Raw genomic sequence first — 24,386 nt, 5'->3', positions numbered from 1 at the left:
GCCCGGCGGCCCGGCCGGGTTCACAGAAGCGCGAAAACCGCAGCGGCGTCTTTCAACACCTTCTGAATCGGCACCCGGACAACGCGCTTGTCCTCGAAGCGCTCCTCGCCCTCGATGGCGATGTCCACCGCCAGCAACACTACGTCGGCAGCCAGGATGTCCCGGTTGGACAGCTCGTTCTCTATGCCTATCGCTCCCTGGGTTTCCACCTTGACGTCGTGGCCCAGCTGGCGGCCTATGCTCTCCAGTTTTTCCGCGGCCATATAGGTGTGGGCGATGCCGGTCGGGCAAGCGGTGATGGCGACAACTTTCATGATCGATTTCCTCTGGCAGTGATGCGGCGGCTCAGGCGGTCGGCGCGGATGCGCCGCTCCTGGCCTTGAGCAGATTGATGACGATGGCGACCAACAGCACGCCGCAGGCGATGGCCAGGGCGAACATCAGCCGGTTGTCCACCACCGGCAGCACGATGGGGCCGCCGTGCGGCGCGTGGTCGCCCACGCCGCCCAGCATCGCGATCATGCCCCCCAGCGCCGAGCCGGCGACAATGGTGGGAATCACCCGCAGCGGGTCGGCGGCGGCAAACGGAATGGCGCCCTCGGTGATGCCTATCATGCCCATGCCCAGCGCGGCGGAACCGGCCTCCCGCTCCTGCTCGCTCCACAGCGACTTGCGCAGCTTGGTAGCCAGGCCCAGGCCCAACGGCGGGATGCTGACCGCGGCGGCCACTGCCCCCATCACCTGATACTGGCCTTCCGCGATCATGCTGGCGCCGAAAAAGAAAGCCACCTTGTTGACCGGGCCGCCCATGTCGAAGGCCACCATCGCACCCAGCAAGGCGCCCAAGACCATCGCGTTGGCGCCGCCCATGGATTTGAGCCAGGCGCCCATCGTCACCATCAGGTCGGCGATCGGCACGCCCAGCACCTCGAACATCAACGTTCCGATCGCAAACGACGACAGGATGGGAATGATCAGGATGGGCATCAGCGGCTTCAACGCCTTGGCCACTGGCATCTTCTTCAGCAGTTCCACCACCCAGCCGGCCAGCAGACCGGCGATCAACGCGCCGAGGAAGCCTGCGTTGACGGTATGGGCGATCTGGCCGCCCACCATGCCGGCCACCAGCGCGGGCTTGCCTGAGCGGGCATAGGCGATGTAGCCGGCCAGCACCGGCAGCAGCAGCGCGAAAGCGCTGCCGCCTATGTCCAGGATCAGCTTGAGCAAGGGCGCGTGGCTGAAATCCGGCCCCTTGCCGGTCATCGGCGCCAGTGAAATGGCCAGCGCGATCAGGATGCCGCCGCTGGCGATGAAGGGGATCACATGCGATACCCCGGTGAGCAAATACTGCTTCCATTGTTCCAGACGGGCCTGCATGTCCTCTCCTCCTCTTGATGTGTGGAGAAAGGGTACAGCAGGCGCGTCTGGCCCATATAGTGGCGAGATCAGCCGCGACTGGATTTTTGTGACATCGCAGACATCAATGGCCGTCTGTCCGCAGACTGCGTTCACGCAGGCATGCAAGCCGGCCTCGGAATCGGGATTCAGGGTTCTAAACTGAATAAGCTCCACACCCAAAGAGAGCCCGCGCCATGCGCAACCTGTTCACATCCGGCCGGCCGTTCCGGCTGGTGCCCTACTTCTTCTTGTTATCGCTGCTGCTGATGGCGGGAGCGACCGTCCTGATGGCTGGCTACCTGCGCCACTACTCCAGCGAGCAGTTACTCAAGCTGGAGAAAAGCCGCGCCGCGTCGTTAATGCAGATTTTCGAAAACTCGCTGTGGGCCGACTTTCGCCCGCTGCTGCCCTTGGCCAAAGATCCCGCCAAGCTAAAGCAGGTGGCCGGCCAGCCGCGTTTGCGCGAAGCCGTGATACGGCTGATGAGCGGCACGGACGTGATCCGGGTCAAGATGTACGCGCTCAATGGCGTCACCCTGTTTTCCACCGATCCCAAGCAGATAGGCGAGGACGAAAACGATGATGAAGGCTACCGCCACGCCTCTGCCGGCACCCCCGCCAGCGAGCTGGTGCACAGCCACAGCATCGATGCCTTTGAACGCACGCTGACCGACCGCGACATCATCTCAACCTACGTGCCGATGCACGATCCGGCCGGCAAGATAGAAGGCGTGCTGGAAATCTACCTGGATGCCACGTCCTTCGTCGTAGACAGCGACCGCCAGCTGCGTTGGGTGACGCTGGCCATCTGCGCGCTGATGGCGGTGCTATTCCTCGCCCAGATGCTGGTGGTGCGCCTGGCCGGCCGCATCATAGACCGCCAGGCGGCGGCCTTGTCCGAAACCAACCGGGAGCTGGACAATCGGGTGGCGGCCCGCACGTCGGAGCTGGCCAACGCCAACGTCCGCCTGAAAGGCGAAATTCAGGAACGCCGCCGCGCCGAGGAAAGACTCGACCATCTGGCCCACCACGACCCCCTGACCGGCCTGCCGAACCGGCTGCTGTTCCAGAAACGGCTGAGCCGCGCGCTGAGCGTTCCCGACCTTCCCGCATACAAGCTGGCCATGTTGTTCATCGATCTGGACCGTTTCAAGGACGTGAACGACACGCTGGGGCACTTCATCGGCGACCAGTTGCTGAACGCGGTGGCCGCCCGTCTGGCCGACGGCATGCGCGCCGAAGACATGCTGGCCCGCCTGGGCGGGGATGAGTTCATCTGCGTGCTGGAAAACATCGCGAACCGCGACGTGGCCGCCGACGTGGCGGGCAAGCTGCTGGCGCTGTTCCAACAGCCGTTTTGCATCAACGGCAACGATCTGTATCTATCCGCGAGCATAGGCATCAGCTTCGCCAGCCACGACGGCGCCGATGTGGACACCCTGCTGCGCCATGCCGACATCGCGATGTACGCCGCGAAGAGCGCCGGCCGCAACCGCTGCCAGCATTACACCCCGCAAATGTCGGCCGAAGCCGAGCAGCGAGTGGTGTTGGAGCGGCAGCTGCGCCAGGCGCTGGAAAACGACGAGATCACGGCCCACTACCAGCCCCAGGTGAACGCGGCCACTGGGAGGCTGGTTGGCGCGGAGGCCCTGGCTCGCTGGCGGCACCCCACCCTGGGCATGGTGCCGCCGTCGCGCTTCATTCCCATCGCCGAGGAATGCGGCCTCATCGTGCCTCTGGGCGATCAGATCCTGGAGAAATCGCTGCGCCAGTTGGAGAGCTGGCGCCGGGACGGCTTCGAACTGCCATCGATTTCGGTCAACTTGTCGACCCGGCAGCTGGAGCGGCAAGACTTTCCGCAGCATGTCGCCAGGCTGCTGCAGCGTTATCAGTTGCAGCCCAGCGATCTGGAGCTGGAAATCACCGAAAGCGTCATCATGGAGGCGGACAACGCCGTCAACATCCTGGCCGAGCTGCGCGCGCTGGGCATCCGTCTGTCGATAGACGATTTCGGCACCGGCTACTCTTCCCTCTCCTATCTGCGGCAACTGCCGGTGCAAGTGCTGAAAATAGACCGCAGCTTCATACTCGGCATCGGCAAGGGGGGAGAAGCCATCGTGCACGCCATCTTGGCGCTGTCCTCCAACCTGGGCCTGGAAACCGTGGCGGAAGGCGTGGAAGAGCCGTATCAGCTCGAGTTCCTGCGCGCCGCCGGCTGCCATGTGATCCAGGGTTTCCTCTATTCCCGGCCCTTGCAGGAAGAGGCATTCGCCTCGGACTGGCGCGAGCGGCTGCATACACCGGCCCACCCGTAGCCGCAGCCCCAAAAAAACAGCCCCGAATCGGGGCTGTTTTTCATCCGGCGCGGAAACGGATCAAAGTCCGTCCTGCAAGCGCCGCGCCAGCTCGGCGCGCGTCATCTGCGGGAAGTGGCGCTGCAGCAGCTGGTCCAGCTCCTGCTCGAACAACTCCCACGGCGACAGCGCGACAGGAGACGATTCCTCGCTGCGGGCGACGATCATGCCGGCGGCCACCGTGCCGTTGCTCAGCCTGTCGATCAGGATCAGGCTGCCGCTGCCGCGGCAATCGCGGTACGGATCGAACGCCGCCGGGCTATTGAGGGCAATCCGGCACAGGCCGATCTCGTTCAACGCCAGCGCGCCGGCCGGGCTGTCCTGCAGCGTGTTGACGTCAGTGCGATGCAGGATGGCTTCGATGCGGCCGGTCACGTACTTGCCGGCCAGTTTGAAACCATACTCCTTGCCCGGCCGCAGCGGCTCTTCCCCCATCGCCACCAGATGGGCGTCGAAGCTGCGCGACACCTGCGGCCGCGCCTCGTCGGCGCGCACCAGCATGTCGCCGCGGGAAATGTCGATCTCGTCTTCCAGCGTCAGCGTCACCGCCTGGCCGGCGCAGGCGCGGGACAGACGGCCGTCGAAGGTGACGATGTCCTTGACCCGGCTTTCCTTGCCAGAAGGCAGCGCCACCACCGCGTCGCCCGGATGCACGGCGCCGCTGGCGATGGTGCCGCAGAAGCCGCGAAAATCCAGGTTGGGCCGGTTCACGTATTGCACCGGCAGACGGAAGGCGGACAGCGGCGCGTCGTGGCCGATCTGTATCGTTTCCAGCAGGTGCATCAGCGTCGCGCCCTTGTACCACGGCGCGGCCTCGGTGCGGCTGACCACATTGTCGCCGCGCAGCGCGGAGATCGGCACGAAATGGATGTCCGGGATGTCCAGATGCTCGGCGAAGGTAAGGTATTCGTCGCGGATGCGGTTGTACACGTCCTCGCTGTAATCCACCAGATCCATCTTGTTGACCGCGACGATCACGTGGCGGATGCCCAGCAGGCTGACGATGTAGCTGTGGCGGCGGGTCTGCGTCTGCACGCCGCGCCGCGCGTCGATCAGAATGATGGCCAGGTTGCTGGTGGACGCGCCGGTGGCCATGTTGCGGGTGTACTGCTCGTGGCCCGGGCAGTCGGCGATGATGAACTTGCGCTTCTCCGTGCTGAAGTAGCGGTAGGCGACATCGATGGTGATGCCCTGCTCGCGCTCGGCCTGCAGGCCATCCACCAGCAGCGCCAGGTCGATCTCCTGGTCGGTGGTGTTGTACTTTCTCGAGTCGCGCTCGATCGCCGCCAGCTGGTCTTCGAAGATCAGCTTGGAATCGTGCAGCAACCGGCCGATCAGCGTGGACTTGCCGTCGTCCACGCTGCCACAGGTGATGAAGCGCAGCATGTCCTTGTTCTCATGCTGGCTCAGGTATTCCAGGATATCCCCGGCGATCAGTTCGGATTGGTGAGACATCAGAAATACCCTTCCATTTTCTTCTTTTCCATCGAGCCGGCGCTGTCATGGTCGATCAGCCGGCCTTGCCGCTCGGAGGTTTTGGTCAGCAGCATTTCCTGAATGATTTCCGGCAGCGTGGCGGCCTCGGACTCGACCGCGCCGGTCAGCGGGTAGCAGCCCAGCGTGCGGAAGCGCACCTTGCGCGTCTGGATGCTGGCCTTTTCCGCCGGCGTCAGGTATTCGAGGATGCGGTCGTCGTCGATCATGATCAGCATGCCGTCGCGCTCCACCACCGGGCGCTCGGCGGCGAAATACAGCGGCACGATCTCGATGCCTTCCAGATAGATGTATTGCCAGATGTCCAGCTCGGTCCAGTTGGACAAGGGGAACACGCGGATGCTCTCGCCCTTGTCTATCTTGCCGTTGTAAATGTTCCACAGTTCCGGACGCTGGCTTTTCGGGTCCCAGCGATGGTTCTTGTCACGGAACGAGTACACCCGCTCCTTGGCGCGGCTTTTTTCCTCGTCGCGGCGCGCGCCGCCGAAGGCCGCGTCGAATTTGTGCTTGTTCAGCGCCTGCTTCAGGCCCTCGGTCTTCATCACATCGGTATGCTTGGCGCTGCCGGCGGTAAAGGGGTTGATGCCGGCGTCCACGCCATCCTGGTTTACGTGGACAATCAGGTCCCAGCCGTTTTCCTTGGCCTGTTTGTCCCGCAGCGCGATCATTTCGCGGAATTTCCAGGTGGTGTCGACATGCATCAACGGGAACGGCGGCTTGCCGGGATAGAACGCCTTTTTCGCCAGGTGCAGCATCACCGCGGAGTCTTTGCCGATGGAATACAACATCACCGGGTTCTCGAATTCCGCCGCCACCTCGCGGATGATGTGGATGGACTCCGCCTCCAGTTGCTGGAGGTGGGTCAGCCTTGCTTGATCGATATCCATGCTTGCAGCCTGTTCTATGGTTGCAGCCAATCTACCGGAAATATTCGCAGGCATTCAAAACCGATTGGATATATCAATATAAGCTTAGCAAATCTTAAAAACTTCAAAGCTGGAATATGGATTTGGCACAAGCCCGTTATCAAACGACGGTGTAAGATCAATGCAGACAATCGATTAAAGTTTCCCCAGACGATGTCGATAAGAGCAGCAAGTGGTGACTACCACACCTTGCCATACCCAAAAGACCGCGGCGCAAGACCGCAACCGTGATGACAGCTTGGCAACCCGCCCTAAATAGCAACATGCCCGCCTGACGGCAGATCAGGCGGCCCGGGAGACGACGTCATGTCATCCATCAGCGCCAGCGCAGGTCCCTTGGACGTGCAATCCATTGTCAGCCAGCTGATCCAGGCCGACTCGCAGCCGCTTGCGCAAAGCCAGCAGCGCGTCAGCAACTTCCAGTCCGAACTCAGTACGATAGGCCAGGTCAGCTCGGCGCTGTCCAGCTTGCAGAGCGCGGCCTCGACGCTGTCGTCCGGCACCTTTCTGCAGCAATTCTCCGCCGCCTCGTCCGACACCACCGTAGCCGCCGTCACCACCACCTCCGGCGGCGCGGCAGGCACTTACGCGTTGAACGTGACGCAGATGGCGCGGTCGCGCCAGCTGGTATTCGACCAGACCTCGGGCGGTGCCTCCATCACAGATCAGAACGCCACCCTGGCCGGCGCGCCGTCTTCCCTGACCTTCAATGTCGGCGGCACCAGCAGCACGGTGCAACTGGGCAGCAACGCCTCCTTGTCGTCGATCGCCAGCAGCATCAACGGCGCCGGCATCGGCATCAATGCCTCCATCGTGCAGTACAACAACAACTACTCGCTGGTACTCAGCTCGGCCCAGGGCGGCACCAGCAACAGCTTTTCCATCACCTCCGGCGGCACCGACAGCAACAACACTTCGGGCAACACGCTTGCCGGCCTGCAGCAGAGCGGCACCGCGGCCAGTGAATCCACCAATGCCCAGAACGCCCAATTGACGGTGAACGGCGTCAATGTTTCGTCCAGCAGCAACACCGTGACCAACGTGGTCAACGGCGCCAGCATCACGCTGGAAAAACTGGGCCAGACCACCATCAACATGAGCCAGAACACATCGGGCATCGCGTCGACGCTGCAAAGCTTCATTTCCGCCTACAACCAGGTAGTCAGCACCACCAACTCGGCCACCACCAGCTCCACCACCGTGGGCAGCACGCCGGCCAATACCGACATCAGCTCCGACCTCACCGGCCTGCACGAGCGGCTGGCCGGCTTGCTCGGCACGCCGGTGGCGGGCGTGGACCCGGTCAACTCCTACGCCTATCTGGCGCAGGTGGGCATTACCCAGGGCGCCGACGGCACGCTGTCGCTGAACACCACCGCTTTCAACGCCGCGCTGGCAGCCAATCCGTCCGCGGTAAGCAATCTGTTCGGCAACCCCCAGAACACCGGCATCGGCAACGTGTTCAACAGCACCATCAACTCCTTGCTTGGACCAGGCGGCATGATCACCAGCAACCAGAACAATCTCAACAGCAAGGTGACTTCGGAACAGCAGTTGCAGCAGCAGCTGCAAAGCCAGCTGAGCACCGAGCAGACCAACTTGCTGACCGAGTACTCCAGCCTCAACAGCGAGCTGGCCGCAATGGAACAGTCCTCCTCCAGTATGGCCAACCTGATCGGCTGATCCTGGCCGGCCATGCTGGACCTTGCAGGCGGCATCCCTTCTGGAGGCCGCCTTTTCTTTTGGCGTATACTCGTGCGAACCGGACCGCCTTGGGCGGCATCCGGAACTTGAACCCCGCCAATCCGTCCGATTTCCATGACTCCCGATATCAATCCATCCCGCCGCCAGCTGCTGCAGATGCTCGCCCTCGGCGCCGGCGCCGGCATATTGCAAGGATGCAGCTCCATGTCCTCCCCAGCGCAGCCCTCCCAGGCCAGCCTCCGCCTCTACCTGACCGCCTGCTCCGGCATCGTGCCGGAGAAACAACGCCAGCTGGCGTTGCCGCGCCTGGCCCACGCCGGCTTCTCGCTGGAAAACACCGCCGCGCTGAACCGCGTTTACCAGCGCTTCTCCGGCACTGATACCGAACGGCTATCCGATCTGCAAACACTGCTGGACCAGCCGCAATGGCCGCAGCTGATCATGGCTGGACGCGGCGGATACGGCGCGATGCGCCTGCTGCCCAGGCTGGACCTGGCGCGGCTGGGCGCGCGGCTCAAGGAGTCCCGTTCGCTGTTGATAGGCTACAGCGACTTCTGCGCGATCCAGCTGGCGCTGCTGGCCAAGAGCGGCGCCGGCAGCTTCGCCGGGCCGATGCTGGGAGATTTCGGCAGCGCCGCGCCCAACGCCTACGCGATCAACGAATTCATCGCCGGCATCTCCACGCCGCAGCGCAGCCTGCGCATCGCCGGCTCGCAGCCGCAGGCCCGCGGCGAGGGCATTTTCTGGGGCGGCAATCTCAGCGTGCTCTCCAGCCTGGCCGGCACCCCCTACCTGCCCGACATCAAGGGCGGCCTGCTGTTCCTGGAGGACGTGGGCGAGCAGCCGTACCGTGTCGAACGGATGCTGCAGCAGCTGCATCTGGCCGGCGTGCTTGGCAAGCAGAAAGCCATCTTCCTTGGCGATTTCTCGATGCAGCGGCATGTCGACGTCTACGATCCGCACTACAACTTCGACGCCGTGGTGGCCGAGCTGCGGCGCATCAGCGGCGTGCCGGTGTTCACCGGGCTGCCCTTCGGCCACATCGCCGCCAAAACCACCATGCCGCTGGGCTTCCCGGCTCGCTTCCAGGCCGAAGGCGACGGCGTGACGCTGCAATTCCTCGACTACCCCACGGTGGACGCCTCCGCCATCCAGATTCCGGCATTGCTGGCCGAGCGCCCCATCTGAAAATGCCATCCGCTTGACCGGACGGCCAGGCTGGTGCAATTTGGCTGTCCGCGTCCCGCCCATCGCATGAATGATCAGGAAATCGCATGATCCGCAGCCAGAATCTCCTGGCCGGCCCTTTGCTGGCCGGCCTGCTTGTCCCGCTCACCGCGCTGGCCGAAGGCTATCAGACCCCGCCGCCCGAGTTGGCCGCGCTGGTCGACGCCCCCCGCACGCCGCTGCAGTCGCTGAATCCCCGCAACGATACCGTGCTGCAGACGCACCGCCCCGGCCTGCCCGGCATCGCCGACGTCGCCCAGCCTGAGCTGAAGCTGGCGGGGCTGAGGCTGAATCCCAAGATGCGCGCGGCCAGCCGCTTCGACTTCGGCAACGCGCTGTCGCTGCTCGACGTAGCCAGCGGCAAAAGCCTCGCCGTGACCGGCCTGCCGGCCAAGCCCCGCATCGCCGATAGCGCCTGGTCGCCGGACGGCAAGCAGGTGGCGCTGAGCCTGTGGGGCGAGCGCGGCGTGGAGCTATGGCTGCTGGACGCGGCCAGCGCCCGCGCGCGCCGGCTGGGCGATTTCCATCTGAACGCTGCCAGCGGCCGCGGCTTCGCCTGGATGGGCCAACAGCTGCTGGTCAAACGGCTCCCCGCCGGGCAAGGCCCGGCGCCGGAGAAGCCTGCCGCGCCGGCCGGCCCCAATATCCAGCAGAGCGCCGGCGGCGCGCTGTCGCAAACCCGGACGTATCCCGACCTGCTGAAAACGCCTTACGACGCCGACTTGCTGGACTACGAGCTGAACAGCCAGCTGGCGCTGGTGGACATCAGCGGCAAGGCGAAGCTGATCGGCAAGCCTGACCGCTACCTGTCGGTGCAGGCCTCGCCCGACCGCCAGTACCTGCTGGCGACGCGCTTGCTGCGCCCCTATTCCACGCTGGTGCCGATCAGCCGTTTCCCGCGGCTGGTCGAAGTGATCGACCTGCAGGGCCGCAGCGTGCGCCAGGTGGCCAAGCGGCCGCTGCAGGAACGGATGCCGTCCGGCAACGACGCGGTGGCGACCGGCCCGCGCGAAATCGGCTGGCGCGCCGACGCGCCGGCCACGCTGTTCTGGGCGGAGGCGCAGGATGGCGGCGATCCGTCGGTGGACGCCAAGGTGCGCGATGCCTTGTTCCTGCAGCCAGCGCCGTTCAAACAAGCGCCATTCAAGCTGCAGGAGCTGGCCAGCCGCTTCTCCGACGTCCAGTGGGGACGGGACGATCTGGCCCTGATCAGCGAGTACTGGTGGAAAACGCGCGATCTGAAGGTCTGGCGCGTGCGTCCCGCCGAGCCGGGACAACCGCCGGCGCTGCTGAGCCAGCGCAGCTCCGAAGACCGCTACGCCGACCCCGGCAGCCCGGCCGTGATCAGCAACGCCGACGGCTTGCCGGTGCTGCAGACCAGCCCGGATGGCGGCAGCCTGTACCTGCTGGGGGACGGCGCAAGCCCCGAGGGCGACCGCCCCTTCATCGACCGTCTGAGTCTCGCCGACAACAAGACCACCCGGCTATGGCGCTCGCAAGCGCCATGGTACGAAACCCCGCTGGCGGTACTGAACGGCGGCGAGCGCGCGCTGCTCAGCCGCGAGCAAGTCGATGCGCCGCCCAATCTGTACCTGAAAGCCCTGGATCAGGACGGCGGGCTGAGGCAACTGACCTTCTTCCCGCATCCGACGCCTCAGCTCAAGAATGTGCAGAAGCGGCAGCTGCGCTACAAGCGCGCGGATGGCATCGACCTGACCGCCACGCTGTATTTGCCTCCCGGCCACGACGCCAAGCGCGACGGGCCGCTGCCGATGCTGATGTGGGCCTATCCCACCGAATTCAAGAGCGCCGACGCCGCCAGCCAGGTCACAGACTCGCCATATCGCTTCAACCGCGTCGGCTACTGGGGGCCGGAAGCGCTGCTGGCGCGCGGCTACGCGGTGCTGGACAATCCATCCATGCCCATCGTCGGCGCCGGCAAGCAGGAGCCCAACGACAGCTACCTGCCTCAACTGAAGATGGACGCGCAGGCGGCGGTGGACGAAGTCGTGAGGCTGGGCGTGGCCGACCGCGACCGCATCGCCATCGGCGGGCACTCGTACGGCGCCTTCATGACCGCCAACCTGCTGGCCCACACCCGGCTGTTCCGCGCCGGCATCGCCCGCTCCGGCGCCTATAACCGCACGCTGACGCCATTCGGCTTCCAATCCGAGGAGCGCGACTTCTGGCAGGCCAAAGACATCTATCAGACCATGTCGCCGTTCAATTACGCCGAACAGATCAAGGATGCCCTGCTGCTGATCCACGGCGAGGCGGACAACAACCCCGGCACCTTCCCGATCCAGAGCGAGCGGATGTACCAGGCGCTGCAAGGCCTGGGCGCCACGGTGCGGCTGGCGATGCTGCCCGCGGAAAGCCACGGCTACCGGGCCAGGGAATCCATTCTGCACATGCTGTGGGAAGAAGACCGTTGGCTGGATCAATATGTGAAGCATGCGAAACCGCGCGCCCAGGAAGCCAGGCCGCAGTAAATTTCAACGAGCTCCAGGCCGGCGAGTTTTAACCGGCTTGGCTTGCGAGAAGGAAAAACGCCTGAAGCCCGGCTCTGCCGGGCTTTATGATTTTCCACAAGAAAACCGGCTGTTCACTCAAAGGCTGGCTATCTTTTTTCCTCGCCATCCTATTTTCCTCGCCCTGAGAACACTAGAAAGTCGGCGGAATGCCATTCACCCCGCCTTTCCTCTGTCTTGCGCGCATATTTCAGCTTGCGCTTTGATTCTGTGTGTACAAAATTGATTATGGCGGGCATTGAAATGCTTTAATAACGCTTGCCGGTAAAAGCGGGACATCCCATGCACAAGGACAGCGGCCACCGCCTTCACATCGAACAGCCAGGCCGACCCAGGCTGTATCAATTCGATGATCTGAACGGCTACGAAGTGGTAGGAGTGATCACCCTCGCCGGCCGAAGCGGCGCACTGGTGAGAAAATACAGCAACGGCATCTACAGCATGGCCAATTCAGGCATATTGCGGCCATTGGATCAGCGGCGGGTGAAAATGGCGCTGGGCATCGGCACCAATGCCGGCGCGCCTCCCAAAATGCAGGGCGGCGCGCGCCATAATGTCTATCTCGACGCCGAAAGCATCGATATCGCGATGGAACTGGGAGGCGGGAACATCAGCAAAGGCATACGGCTGGCGCTGAGAGTCCGCGCCGACGCCGACTGCGACGAATTGCCCAAGCCGGCGGCAGCCTAAAGCCAAATAGCGAAAATCCCGGCGACTCGCAATGGGGCCAGCCGACTCCCCCTCTTTAAGACGCAAAAAACGGGAGCCCAGCCAAGCCAGAGCTCCCGTCCTCGGCCGCGCCGGATCAGCCGTATTGCCGCGCGAAATCCTGCATGAAGTTGACCAGCGACTTCACGCCCTCGATCGGCATCGCGTTGTAGATCGACGCGCGCATGCCGCCCACCGCGCGGTGGCCCTTCAGCTGCGCCAGGCCATTCTTGCGCGCCTCCAGCAGGAAGATCTCGTCCAGCGCCTCGTCCTTCAGCTTGAACACCACATTCATCTTGGAACGGAACGGTTGCTCGATGTGGGTGGAGTAGAAACCGCCGCTGCTGTCGATCACGTGGTACAGCAAGCCGGCTTTTTCCTCGTTGCGGGTGGAGATGCCCTTGACCCCGCCCTGCTCCTTCAGCCACTTGAACACCAGGCCGGCGATGTAGATCGGATAGGTGCCCGGCGTGTTGTACATCGAGTCGGCGTCGGCGTGGACCTGGTAGTTGAGCATGGTCGGGATATCGGCTCGCGCCTTGCCCAGCAAGCCCTCGCGGATGATCAGCACGGTCAGGCCGGACGGCCCGATGTTTTTCTGCGCGCCGGCATAGATCATGCCGAAGCGGCTGACGTCGATCTCGCGCGACAGGAAATCGGACGACATGTCGCAGACCAGCGGCACGCCGTGCTGTTCGGCCGGGATGTACGGAAACTGCAGGCCGCCAATGGTCTCGTTGGAGGTGTAGTGCAGGTAGGCGGCGTTCGGGTCGCGTTGCCAGCCAGCCTCTTCCGGGATGTAACAGAAGTTGCGGTCTTCGCTGCTGGCGGCCACATTCACCTTGGCGTAGCGCTTCGCCTCCTTGATCGCCAGCTTGGACCAGTGGCCGGTATTGACGATGTCTATGCCGTCCTTGTCGCCCAGCAGGTTCAACGGCGCCATCGCGAACTGCAGCGACGCGCCGCCTTGCAGGAACAGCACCTTGTAGCCGGCCGGAATGCCCATCAGCTGGCGCAGATCCTGTTCGGCGTCATGGATGATCTCCATGAACTCCTTGCCGCGATGGCTCATCTCCATCACGCTCATGCCGGAGCCGTGCCAATCCAGCAACTCGCTTTGCGCCTCGGCCAGCACCTGGTGCGGCAATACGGCGGGACCGGCGGAAAAGTTGTACACCTTGGCCATGTCTATCCTCTGTTTCTTTGCGTGTGTCGGGTCAGCCTGCTCCGGGCTGCGTCGCTACGAGTGTATAAAAAAACCGGCGTCTCCCGCCAGGGATGCGCCGGTTTGTCTGCGGACAGTACGAACAAACTGTTCAATTGGTCAGCAGGAAATGGGCTCGCGCCACCGCCACCGGCTTGGCGCGGTCGTCCTGCCAGGCTTCGATCAGCACATGAGCCACCCGCTTGCCCTGCTTGGTGATCTCGCACTGGGCGAACAGCGTTTGCGGCCGGCCGGGACGCAGATAGTCCAAGGAAAAATCCACGATCTTCGGCGCTTCCAGCGACTCGCGATTCCACATCAGATGTATCATCGCCGCGCTTTCCATGAAGCCGCCGATCAGGCCGCCGTGCAGCGCCGGCAACGTGGTGTTGCCGACATTGCGCGGGAGGAACGGCAACTCGAAGCGCAGCTCTCCCTGTTCGTCCTCGGCCATCACCGTGCCCATCAGTTTGACGTAGGGCAGCGCGTCCACGACCTCTGCGTAGGCCTTGCGGTCGCGCAGCCCGGCGAAGCGTTGCATGAATTCGCTCATTGCCCGCCCTCCTGCACCATGGGCGTGCGGCTGGACTCGCGCATGAAAGTGGCCACGCCGTGCGCGATCGGATCGGCCGGATCGTCGTGATAGCACACCGCGCGGGTGAAGGCGATCTGGCTGGCCAGCCGGTAGCACTCGGCGGTGCAGTGGATGGCCTTGCCCGGCGTCGCCGACTTCAGGTAGTCGATGCGCAGATCCAGCGTGGCGATGGTTTTCGCCTCCGCCAGCTGCGCGGTGACGGCGATCGCGCTGCAGGTGTCCACCAGCGAGGTGATCACCCCGCCATGCAGGATGCCGGTGGCCGGATTGCCGACCAGATCCTCGCGCCACGCCAGCTTCAGCGTGGGCTTGCGCCCATCGGTGCCGACGTATTCGAAACCCAGGGTCGCGCAGTGCGGGAAAGAGACGAAGAGCTGGCTCATCATCTCCAATACCCGGGGATTGGCCGGAGTCGGAATCATCACGCCTCGCCCTGCTCCGCCGCGGCGTCGCCGTCAACGTCGCCCTCGCCTTCCGCGCACTCGGCTTCGGATTCAGCCACGATCTCCAGGCCGATCAGCTTCTCGCCCTCGTCCAGGTTGATCAGGCGCACGCCCTGGGCAGAGCGGCCGGTTTCGCGCACTTCCGCCACCTTGGTGCGGATCAGCACGCCGCCGGTGGTGATCAGCATGATGTCGTCGGTTTCCTCCACCAGGCTGGCCGCCACCAGCTTGAAGCCGGTCTTGTCGGTCAGGTCCATGGCGATCACGCCCTGGGTGCCGCGGCTGGTGCGGCGGAAATCGCCGACGCAGGTGCGCTTGCCGTAGCCGCCGTCGCTGGCGGTCAGCACCATCTGGTCTTCGGAGTTGGTCACCAGCAGGGAAATCAGCTTCTGGCCTTCGCCCAGCTTCATGCCGCGCACGCCGCGGGAGGTGCGGCCCATCGGACGCACCTGGCTTTCGCTGAAGCGCACCGACTTGCCGGCGTCGGAGAACAGCATCACCTGATCGCCCTCGACAGACTGGGCGTCTTCGATCAGCTCGCCTTCGATGATGGTTTCATCTTCGGACACCACGTCATCTTCGTCATCGCCCTGGCCCGCCACGCTCTTGCCGCAGGTCAGCGCCACGCCCACCAGGTAGTTGCCCTCATCCAGATTGATGGCGATGATGCCGGCCGCGCGCGGCTTGGAGAAGGCGCGCAGCGGCGTCTTCTTCACCGTGCCGTCGGCAGTGGCCATGAATACGTACTGATCGTCGCGGAACTCCTTGACCGGCAGCAGCGCGTTGATCTTCTCGCCCTCTTCCAGCGGCAGCACGTTGACCATGGGCTTGCCACGGCTCTGGCGGCCGCCCTGCGGCAGGTCGTACACCTTGCGCCAGTAGCAGCGGCCGCGGCTGGAGAAGCACAGCACGTAGTCGTGGGTGTTGGCGACGAACAGCGTCTCGATGAAGTCGTCGTCCTTGGTGGCCGCAGCCTGCTTGCCGCGGCCGCCGCGGCGCTGCGAGCTGTAGTCGTCGATCGGCTGCGCCTTGATGTAGCCGGTGTGGGAGATGGTCACCACCATGTCCTGCGGCGTGATCAGGTCTTCGATATTGATGTCGCCGCCGTAAGGCTCGATTTCCGAGCGGCGCGCGTCGCCGAACTGGGCGCGGATGGCGGCCAGCTCTTCGCTGATGATCTGGCTGATGCGCTCCGGCTTGGCCAGAATGTCCAGCAGGTCCTGGATCACGTCCATGATCTCGCGGTATTCGCCGACGATCTTGTCCTGTTCCAGGCCGGTGAGGCGCTGCAGGCGCATGTCCAGGATGGCCTGGGCCTGGGTGTCGGACAGGTGGTAGCCGTCGTCCTTCATGCCGAAGGACGGGTCGATGTTCTCCGGACGCGCTTTGTCGCCCTCGACGCGGGACAGCATGTCCTCCACCAGCGACGAGCGCCAGGCGCGCGCCATCAACGCGGCCTTGGCCTGCGGCGGCGCTTCGGACGCCTTGATCAGCGCGATGATCTCGTCGACGTTGGACAGCGCGACAGCCAGGCCTTCCAGCACGTGGCCGCGCTCGCGGGCCTTCTTCAGTTCGAAGATGGTGCGGCGGGTGACCACTTCGCGGCGGTGGCGCAGGAACTCTTCCAGGATCTGCTTCAGGTTCAGCAGGCGCGGCTGACCGTCGACCAGCGCCACCATGTTCATTCCGAAGCTGTCCTGCAACTGGGTCATCTTGTACAGGTGGTTGAGCACCACTTCCGGCATTTCGCCGCGCTTGAGCTCGATCACCACGCGCATGCCGGACTTGTCGGACTCGTCGCGCAGGTCGGAGATGCCCTCGATCTGCTTGTCGCGCACCAGCTCGCTGATGCGCTCCAGCAGGCGGGCCTTGTTCACCTGGTACGGAATCTCGTCGACGATGATCGCTTCGCGGTCGCCCTTGCCGATGGGCTCGGTGTGGGTGCGCGCGCGCATGATCACGCGGCCGCGCCCGGTGCGGTAGCCTTCCTTGACGCCGGCGGTGCCGTAGATGATGCCGGCGGTCGGGAAGTCCGGCGCCGGGATGATGTCGATCAGCTCGTCGATGGTCAGATCGCTGTTGGCCAGCAGGGCCAGGCAGGCGTCCACCACCTCGTTCAGGTTGTGCGGCGGAATGTTGGTGGCCATGCCCACGGCGATGCCGGAGGAGCCGTTGACCAGCAGATTGGGGACTTTGGCCGGCAGGATCAGCGGCTCATGCTCGGAGCCGTCGTAGTTGGGGCCGAAATCCACGGTTTCTTTTTCGATGTCGGCCAAGAGCTCGTGCGCGATGCGCGCCATGCGGATTTCGGTGTAACGCATGGCGGCGGCGTTGTCGCCGTCCACCGAGCCGAAGTTGCCCTGGCCGTCCACCAGCGGGTAGCGCAGGGAGAAGTCTTGCGCCAGGCGCACGATGGTGTCGTACACGGCGGTGTCGCCGTGCGGGTGGTATTTACCGATCACATCGCCAACGATACGGGCCGATTTCTTATAGGCGCGGTTCCAGTCATTGGACAGCTCGTGCATCGCGAACAGCACGCGGCGGTGCACCGGCTTCAGGCCATCGCGCACGTCCGGCAGCGCCCGGCCCACGATCACGCTCATCGCGTAATCCAGGTAAGAACGGCGCATCTCCTCTTCGAGGCTGATGGGAAGCGTTTCCTTGGCGAACAGGTTATCGGTCATAAGTATCTTGATTCGTAAGGATGATCCGGCCAGCGCGGCGGCGGCGCGCTTCGCATGTGCGATTTCGCGCCCGCACCGGCGCTAGCCGACGGATGTGACAATCTTTCCATTCTACCACGAAAGGCATGGCCTATGCCTGCGGCGCAAGCGCGGCGGGCCGCATGCGGCGCGGCGTCGGGCATATGTGAGGCATCGGGATGCGCGCCTTCGCGGCGGACATAAAAAAGGAGGGCCGAAGCCCTCCGCAAGTCTTGTAGCCAGGAGTGTTACAAGAAAAACTCAGTTCCAGTTCTGCGGCAGCTTGTAGCCGGCGAACTTCTGTTTGGTGTAGGACTTGAACGCCGGCGAATTGTAGGCGGCGACCACATCCTTGGCCCAGGGCTTGCCGGCGTCCGCCGCGCGCACCACGCCCCAGTTCACGTAGGCGTAGCTCTTCTCCTGGAAGACGGCGTCGGTCAGCTTGATGCCGGAGCTGGTGGCGTAGTTGCCGTTGATCACGGCGAAGTCCACGTCGCTGCGGGAGCGCGGCAACTGGGCGGCTTCCAGCGGCACGATCTTCACCTTCTTCACGTTGTCGGCGATGTCGCGCTCGGAAGCGGTCAGCGGATTGATGCCCGGCTTCAGCTTCACCCAGCCCAGATCGCTCAGCATCACCAGCGCGCGGGCGAAGTTGGACGGATCGTTAGGCGCGGCGATGGTCACGCCCGGCTTCACGTCCTTCAGCGACTTCAGCTTGCCCGGGTAGATGCCCAGCGGCGCGGTCGGCACCTGGAACGCCTCTTTCAGCGACAGCTTGTGCTCTTTGGCGAAGTTGTCGAGGTAGGGCTTGTGCTGGAACACGTTCACGTCCAGCGAGCCTTCCTGCAGCGCCAGGTTCGGGCGGACATAATCGGTGAACTCCACCAGCTTCACGGTGTAGCCCTGCTTTTCCAGCTGGGGCTTGATCGATTGCTTGACCATGTCGCCGAAGTCGCCGACGGTGGTGCCGATGACGATCTGCTTCTTGGCCGGGTCGGCGGCCAGAACCTGGCCGGCCAGGGCCAGGCCCACTACGGATGCGGCAACTGCCTTGATCACGAATCTACGCATTATTCTCTCCTTTAAATTTTGAAATCAGCGCTTGTCGAGTTTTGCCGCCAGGCGGTTGCCCAGCAGCTGGATGATTTGCACCAGCACCACCAGCAGCAGCACCATGGCCACCATCACGTCGGTCTGGAAGCGGTAATAGCCGTAGCGGATGGCGAGGTCGCCGATGCCGCCGCCGCCCACCACGCCCGCCACCGCGGTGTAGCTGAGGAAGCTGATGGTCAGGATGGTGAGGCTGGAGATCAGGCCGGAACGGGCCTCGTTCACCAACACCTTGAAAATGATCTGGGCCGGACTGGCGCCCATCGCCTCGGCGGCTTCCACCACGCCGCGCGGAATCTCGCGCAGCGTCTGCTCCACCAGGCGGGCGAAGTACGGGATGGCGGCGAAGGACAGCGGCACCGACGCGGCCACCGGGCCGATGGTGCTGCCCACCAGCGCGCGGGTCAGCGGAATCAATACCACCATCAAGATGATGAAGGGGAAGGAGCGCACCAGATTCACCAGCCAGCTCAACACGCCGTTGACGGTGCGGTTGGCGAACATCTGGCCAGGCTGGGACAGGTAGAGGATCACGCCCAGCGGCCCGCCAAGCAGGATGGCGGCGGCTAGGCCCACGCCCAGCATCACGCCGGTCTCCAGGATGGCCTGCCAGATTTCCGGGCCCATGGATTGCAGGTTCTGCAGCGCTTCGTTCAGGGTTGCGGCATCCATTTACGCGGCCTCCAGCAGCGAGCGGGCCAGATCGGAATCGGCCTCCACTTCGCGATTGTTCACATCGACCACCTCCACCACGCGGCCCTGGTCCAGCACGGCAGCACGGTGGCAGATGCTTCGCACCACATTCATTTCGTGGGTGACGATCACCACGGTGACGCCGAAACGCGCGTTGATGTCCTGCAGGCAGTCCAGAATGGATTGGGTGGTTTTGGGGTCCAGCGCCGAGGTGGGCTCGTCGGCCAGGATCACGTGCGGACGCGGGGCCAGGGCGCGGGCGATGCCGACGCGCTGCTTCTGGCCGCCAGACAGCTGGGCCGGATAATGGTTGGCGCGGTCTTCCAGGCCGACCACGGCCAGGCACTCGGCGACGCGCTTTTCAATGTCGGCCTTGCTCCAGCCGGCGATCTCCAGCGGGAAGGCGACATTGCCGGCGACGGTGCGGTTGGCCAGCAGATTGAATTGCTGGAACACCATGCCGATGTTTTGGCGAGCCGCGCGCAGCTCCTTGGGAGACAGGCCGGTCAAATCCTGGCCGTCGACGATCACGGCGCCGGCGTCCGGGCGCTCCAGCAGATTGATCAGGCGCAGCAAGGTGGACTTGCCGGCGCCGGAGAAACCGATCAGGCCGAAGACTTCGCCGGCCTTGATGGTCAATGAGGTTTCCGCGACGGCGTCGAACCAGCCGCCCTCGGGGCGACGGAACCGTTTACGGATATTTTGCAGATGAATCATTCCAAACACTCCCAAAGCATAAAGCCCACCGATTGCTGCGGCGGGCTTTGCTGTGGAAGTCTTCGGAATATTCCGGGAGACTTATGTAGACAGGTTTAGGTGTTGCTGGGTCTGTCTACCCACGCTTTAGCTGTTTTACGCCCGCAAGCTGTGTTCAAATCGGCGATAAATTTGATTGAGATTGAACATCTTTTTTCGCTTAGCGTCAACACCCTTTTGAAAAAATATAAGCAATCGTCTCGTTATTGCGAAAAATTCTTTGCAATATAATTGCAAGAAATTTTCATATTCTTCTTGGTTATATTTGTTGCTACAACGGACAGATCTCCGCGCACAGCGGCAAATGGTCCGACAAACCGGACCACGGCCGGCCGCCCAACACCCTGGCCGACTCCACCTTCAGGCCTCGCACGTAGATGCGGTCCAGCGCCAGCATCGGCATCCGCGCAGGAAAGCTTTGCGCATGGCGGCCATGCAGCGTCAAAAACGCCTCCTCCAGGCCCAGCTCCTGCCGCAGCAGCGCGCTGGCCTCGCCGCGCCAGTCATTGAAGTCCCCAGCCAGGATCAGCGGCAGATGGTCCGCTATCCCCTGCCGCACGTAATCGGCCAGCCCGCGATATTGCCTGCGCCGGTCGAAAGCCAGCAGATTGAAATGGCCGCACAGCGCCACCACCGGCTGCGGCCAGCCATCCGGCTGCAGCAAGCACTGCAGCACGCCGCGGCTCTCGAAACGATTGACCGAGATATCGCGGTTGCACCACTCGCGGACATGAAAGCGCGTCAGCAAGGCATTGCCATGATGGCCGTGCCGATAACTGGCGTTCAGCCCGTACACCGCGCGATGCGCCAGCCTGCCGGCCAAATAGTGGTGTTGCGGCTGAACGGGCCAGATCTGGTGGCGCAAAGCCCGCTCCAGGTTCTTGCCCTGCACCTCCTGCAGAAACAGCATGTCCAGCGACAGATCCGCCAACGCCTCGGCCATGCCGCCCACCTTCACATGCCGGTTCAGCGGGGACATGCCCTTGTGGATGTTGTAAGTGCATATCGTTATGCTTTTCATATGATTATCAATGACTTGAAGCAACCATCCAAAGTTAAGCCTCAGCAAAGCGGCGCCCACCGATTCATTAAAAATCAAATGCTTGCGCAGCGCTTCCAGCCTGAGCATGTGAACCAGCTTTCTATATTTTACGACACGCCCCGGCATCCGATGCGAGCCGCCGCCGCGCGCCCGTCATTCGGAATAGACCACCTCGCCATGCAAGCTCAAACCGCGGGCGCATAAAGTCGCCGCTCATCGAATTCCGCTTGGCAAACAGGCGGAGCCTATAGTAATTTGAATTTGTACAATTTCAAAAATGACCTCCATGGACATTGCCATCCATCGCCAGCCAGCCGTCATCCCCATGGCAGGGCACCCGGTACGCGCCGGCTTTCCGTCTCCGGCCAGCGACCACATGGATAACGCCATCAACCTGCACGACTACCTGGTGGCCGACCCGCAGGCCACCTTCATGGTGCGGGTGCGGGGCGACTCGATGCGCGACGCCGGCATCCTGGACAACGACATCCTGGTGGTCGACAAAGGCCTGCCGCCCCGGCATGGCGATATCGTGATCGCAGTGATCGACGGCGAGTTCACCGTCAAGCGGCTGCACCGCAAGGAAGGCCGCTGCATGCTTCTTGCCGCCAATCCGGCCTACCCGCCCATAGAGCTCGGGGATGGCCAGGAGTTGCAGATCTGGGGCGTGGTGACCGCCTGCGTGAGGAAGCTGAAGTGAGCGTTTTCGCCCTGGTGGACGGCAATAATTTCTACGCCAGCTGCGAAAGGGTGTTCCGGCCCGACCTGACGGACAAGCCCATCGTGGTGCTGAGCAACAACGACGGCTGCGTGGTGGCCGCCAGCGCCGAAGCCAAGGCGCTGGGCTTCCAGATGTTCGGCCCTTACTTCGAAATCGCCGGCTTGTGCCGGAAACACGGCGTCACGGTGTTTTCCAGCAATTACGCGCTGTACGGCGACATGAGCCGGCGCATGATGGCGATACTGGCCCAGCACGTCCCCAGCCAGGAAGTCTATTCGATTGACGAGTGCTTCCTGGATCTGGCCGGCGTGTCCGACACCGATGCGCTGGCTCGGCGGATGCGGGAAGACGTATGGCGCCGCATCGGCATTCCGGTCAGCGTCGGCATCGGCCCCAGCAAAACGCTGGCCAAGCTGGCCAACCACGTTTCCAAGCGGGTGGAGGGCTGGGACGACGGCGTATTCGACTGGAGCTGGCTCTCCCCGGCCGAAACCGACGCGCTGATGGCGCGGCTGCCGGTCGGCAAGGTCTGGGGCGTCGGCCGCAGGTTGGCGGCCAAGCTGATCGACGAACATATCGATACCGCCCTGAAGCTGAAGCGCGCCGACCCGCGCTGGCTGCAGCGGAATTTCAGCGTGACGCTGGAACGCACGGCGGCGGAGCTGAACGGCGCCAGCTGCCTTAGCCTGGAAGACGCGGCGCAGCCGCGCCAGCAGATCATCTCCAGCCGCTCCTTCGGCGAAAAAACCGCCGACCTCGCCGTGCTCACCGCCGCCGTCAGCCATCACATCGCCCGCGCCGGCGAAAAGCTGCGCGAACAAGGCAGCGCGGCGCGGCTGGTCGGCGTCAGCGTGCGCACCAGCCCTTTCGGCGACGATCCCTACCATGGCTACACCGTGGTGCCGCTGGTCCACCCCAGCGACGACACCATGGCGCTGGCGGGCGCCGCGCTGGCCGGCCTGCGCGCCGTCTACCGCCGCGGCCTGCGTTATCAGAAAGCCGGCGTGGTGCTGATGGAGCTGTCCCCGCGCGAGCGGCGGCAGGCCGACTTGTTCGCCGCCGCGCCGGATCCACGCCGGCAGCGGCTGATGCGGACGCTGGATTCGATCAACCAGACCTACGGCCACGGTTGCGTCAAACTGGCGTCCGAAGCGCTGACGCCCAATTGGGAAATGCGCCAGGACGTGCGGTCGCCCCGATACACCACCCAACTGAGCGAGCTATTGCTCATCCGCTAGCTCGCATCATCCAGCCAATCAGTATTAAATCAGCCTCTCAATAAAAATAAAAATGAGATATTTAATTCAACCCGCCAAATCACAACCTTGCGCGTAAGCAAAACACACAAGCAAGAAGCCAATCGCACCCCAATTACGCATTTAAACTTAAGCAATTACTCATATGGATAAAGCATGGACATTAACTATCCTTGCTATGGGCACATGCTCATTATTCGAGGAGTCCATCATGGAACAACGCTATGTTCTCCGTTCCACCCAAGACAACCGCTATTGCATCGGCGTCGTCGATGACACCAATGGCGGCAAAGTCGTGCTGGCCAAGTATGAAAGGGGCGGCACCACCCGTACCCGCTGGACCCTGGACCCGTTCACCGGCCTGATTCGCCTGGCTTCGTCGGAACAACTGGTTCTGGACGCCACGCCCCAGACGCAAGGCACCCAACTGACCGTCACCAATTATCAGTTCGGCAAGAAAAGCCAGACTTGGGATTGGGTGAAAAAGCCGCAAACCATCATCAATAGCGGAAACGGCATGGTGGTGGATAACCAGGGCGCCGTGGTGGAGCTGGGCAATCCCATCATTCTGTATGCCGATCACAATGGCAACAACCAGCACTGGGAATTCCAGGTGGTGGAAGTCGCGTTGTTCAAGACAGTCGCCGAAGAGGAAGCCGCAGGCGCGAAATAACATCGCGCGCCCCTTGCCGGCAGGATGTACCAGCAATATCAAGGGAACGATGATTTCCGTACAGGAAACGCCTCGGCGCTTTGCTGCGCCGCCATAACCGCATTGCCCGCGGAAAACGCCGCCTGTTGCTTGGCTGGCAATAACCAGCCCCAAGCATATTTCGATGGCCGGCGAAGTTATTTCAATCCCTTGCGCAAACTCAGCCATTCCTTACCAGGATGTTTGGCAATCCAGAGCGGCGGCCACCCCGCCGCTCATTGCCACTTCAAATGGATCCCATTCCAGGCCCGCGCCGTCAACGCTGCTCTCTCCCGTCGCCCCCGCATGGAACCACGCGCTACCACGCCGCCAACCAGACAACCTAGGCCTCCCAAAGCGCCGGCGCGCCGCCGGAAGCCTGCCATTCCGCCAGCTAATCAGGTCATCCAACAGCTTGGACAACAGCTCCTCCGCGCAGCGCCGGAAGAAAGCCTGCCTCCGGCCACAAACCCGGCATGCCGTCTCGCGCCGGCATCGCCGCGCCCGCAACTTTCACGCCATGGTCGTAGCGGCCACGCAACAGTGCATGTCTACAACATCTTGTGGCCGTCCAATCATGGGCAACAGCTGCTAGCGTATCCAGCGTTTCCTGCAATTTTCTGACAGCCGCATCCGCGCGCCATTTTATCCGCCAAAAATTTTCCCGCCCCGCAAAGCCAATAACGGCGCGGCTTTCCTCCCCGCGGCCAGATTCCCGGCCAAAGTCAAGACTTGAACTACATCCCCCCCACCACTAGAATTTGGGCAGATTTGACGGTGCTGACGGTACATCTTGTGTTTACCCACAGCCCGCACACAGCTTTTCAACAG

At 63.2% G+C, this 24,386-nt stretch carries 20 protein-coding genes; 8 read left to right on the top strand and 12 right to left on the bottom strand.

Annotated elements, in window-relative coordinates; genetic code table 11:
- Positions 1-20: 20 nt before the first annotated feature.
- Both VA599_RS01740 and VA599_RS01735 read right to left on the bottom strand, forming a co-directional pair.
- A complete protein-coding gene (locus VA599_RS01740; RefSeq protein WP_021476778.1) occupies positions 21-314 on the bottom strand; it encodes a PTS fructose transporter subunit IIB in 294 nt (97 codons plus the stop codon).
- A gap of 31 nt (positions 315-345) precedes the next feature.
- Positions 346-1,377, bottom strand: a complete 1,032-nt coding sequence (locus VA599_RS01735) for a PTS fructose transporter subunit IIC (protein WP_021476777.1) — start codon at positions 1,375-1,377, stop codon at positions 346-348.
- Between the two features lie 215 nt (positions 1,378-1,592).
- Here VA599_RS01735 and VA599_RS01730 point away from each other — a divergent pair, with 215 nt between their 5' ends.
- Positions 1,593-3,713: a putative bifunctional diguanylate cyclase/phosphodiesterase gene (locus VA599_RS01730; protein WP_346787460.1), complete on the top strand. Its 2,121-nt coding sequence runs from the start codon at positions 1,593-1,595 to the stop codon at positions 3,711-3,713.
- Positions 3,714-3,773: 60 nt separating this feature from the next.
- On the opposite strand, the gene cysN is transcribed toward VA599_RS01730, so the two are convergent.
- The gene (gene cysN, locus VA599_RS01725) at positions 3,774-5,207 is read right to left on the bottom strand and encodes a sulfate adenylyltransferase subunit CysN (RefSeq protein ID WP_346787459.1); all 1,434 of its coding nucleotides are present in this window, start codon (positions 5,205-5,207) and stop codon (positions 3,774-3,776) included.
- Positions 5,207-6,133: a sulfate adenylyltransferase subunit CysD gene (gene cysD, locus VA599_RS01720; RefSeq protein ID WP_104947138.1), complete on the bottom strand. Its 927-nt coding sequence runs from the start codon at positions 6,131-6,133 to the stop codon at positions 5,207-5,209. The genes cysN and cysD overlap by 1 nt, the downstream gene beginning before the upstream one ends.
- A 345-nt stretch (positions 6,134-6,478) precedes the next feature.
- Between cysD and fliD the strand changes: the two genes are divergently transcribed.
- The 4 genes from fliD (at position 6,479) to VA599_RS01700 (ending at position 12,324) form a co-directional block, all read left to right on the top strand.
- A complete protein-coding gene (gene fliD / locus VA599_RS01715) occupies positions 6,479-7,855 on the top strand; it encodes a flagellar filament capping protein FliD (RefSeq protein WP_346787458.1) in 1,377 nt (458 codons plus the stop codon).
- 225 nt (positions 7,856-8,080) lie between these two features.
- The gene (locus VA599_RS01710) at positions 8,081-9,064 is read left to right on the top strand and encodes an LD-carboxypeptidase (RefSeq protein ID WP_346787457.1); all 984 of its coding nucleotides are present in this window, start codon (positions 8,081-8,083) and stop codon (positions 9,062-9,064) included.
- A gap of 86 nt (positions 9,065-9,150) precedes the next feature.
- Positions 9,151-11,595 (top strand): S9 family peptidase, encoded by a 2,445-nt coding sequence (locus VA599_RS01705; protein WP_346787456.1) that lies wholly within the window; start codon positions 9,151-9,153, stop codon positions 11,593-11,595.
- 321 nt (positions 11,596-11,916) lie between these two features.
- Entirely contained in the window at positions 11,917-12,324 is a 408-nt protein-coding gene (locus tag VA599_RS01700; RefSeq protein WP_021476769.1) for a hypothetical protein, read from the top strand.
- Positions 12,325-12,439: 115 nt separating this feature from the next.
- Here the strand turns inward: VA599_RS01700 and serC are convergent, their stop codons facing one another.
- The 8 genes from serC to VA599_RS01660 form a co-directional block, all read right to left on the bottom strand.
- Positions 12,440-13,528: a 3-phosphoserine/phosphohydroxythreonine transaminase gene (gene serC, locus VA599_RS01695; RefSeq protein WP_488153978.1), complete on the bottom strand. Its 1,089-nt coding sequence runs from the start codon at positions 13,526-13,528 to the stop codon at positions 12,440-12,442.
- 130 nt (positions 13,529-13,658) lie between these two features.
- A complete protein-coding gene (locus VA599_RS01690; RefSeq protein ID WP_021476767.1) occupies positions 13,659-14,099 on the bottom strand; it encodes a PaaI family thioesterase in 441 nt (146 codons plus the stop codon).
- Positions 14,096-14,563: a PaaI family thioesterase gene (locus VA599_RS01685; protein WP_346787455.1), complete on the bottom strand. Its 468-nt coding sequence runs from the start codon at positions 14,561-14,563 to the stop codon at positions 14,096-14,098. The genes VA599_RS01690 and VA599_RS01685 overlap by 4 nt, the downstream gene beginning before the upstream one ends.
- A complete protein-coding gene (gene gyrA, locus VA599_RS01680) occupies positions 14,563-17,268 on the bottom strand; it encodes a DNA gyrase subunit A (protein ID WP_021476765.1) in 2,706 nt (901 codons plus the stop codon). Before gyrA ends, VA599_RS01685 begins: the two co-directional genes overlap by 1 nt.
- A 279-nt stretch (positions 17,269-17,547) precedes the next feature.
- Positions 17,548-18,357, bottom strand: a complete 810-nt coding sequence (locus VA599_RS01675; RefSeq protein WP_021476764.1) for a MetQ/NlpA family ABC transporter substrate-binding protein — start codon at positions 18,355-18,357, stop codon at positions 17,548-17,550.
- Between the two features lie 24 nt (positions 18,358-18,381).
- Positions 18,382-19,068: a methionine ABC transporter permease gene (locus VA599_RS01670; protein ID WP_021476763.1), complete on the bottom strand. Its 687-nt coding sequence runs from the start codon at positions 19,066-19,068 to the stop codon at positions 18,382-18,384.
- Positions 19,069-19,806, bottom strand: a complete 738-nt coding sequence (locus VA599_RS01665; protein ID WP_021476762.1) for a methionine ABC transporter ATP-binding protein — start codon at positions 19,804-19,806, stop codon at positions 19,069-19,071.
- Between the two features lie 310 nt (positions 19,807-20,116).
- Complete coding sequence (locus tag VA599_RS01660) at positions 20,117-20,866, bottom strand: endonuclease/exonuclease/phosphatase family protein (protein ID WP_346787454.1); 750 nt, start codon at positions 20,864-20,866, stop codon at positions 20,117-20,119.
- 307 nt (positions 20,867-21,173) lie between these two features.
- On the opposite strand from VA599_RS01660, the gene VA599_RS01655 reads away from it, so the two are divergent.
- From VA599_RS01655 to VA599_RS01645, 3 genes are all read left to right on the top strand, one after another.
- On the top strand, positions 21,174-21,587 hold the full coding sequence (locus VA599_RS01655; protein ID WP_346787453.1) for a LexA family protein: 414 nt from the start codon (positions 21,174-21,176) through the stop codon (positions 21,585-21,587).
- Entirely contained in the window at positions 21,584-22,846 is a 1,263-nt protein-coding gene (locus VA599_RS01650) for a Y-family DNA polymerase (protein WP_346787452.1), read from the top strand. Before VA599_RS01655 ends, VA599_RS01650 begins: the two co-directional genes overlap by 4 nt.
- A 229-nt stretch (positions 22,847-23,075) precedes the next feature.
- The gene (locus VA599_RS01645; RefSeq protein WP_021476707.1) at positions 23,076-23,537 is read left to right on the top strand and encodes an RICIN domain-containing protein; all 462 of its coding nucleotides are present in this window, start codon (positions 23,076-23,078) and stop codon (positions 23,535-23,537) included.
- Positions 23,538-24,386 lie beyond the last annotated feature (849 nt).

This window comes from Chromobacterium indicum (assembly GCF_039708975.1).
Classification (GTDB): domain Bacteria; phylum Pseudomonadota; class Gammaproteobacteria; order Burkholderiales; family Chromobacteriaceae; genus Chromobacterium; species Chromobacterium piscinae.
The sequence above is the reverse complement of the archived record's forward strand: the minus strand, read 5'-3'. Positions and strand labels throughout refer to the sequence as shown.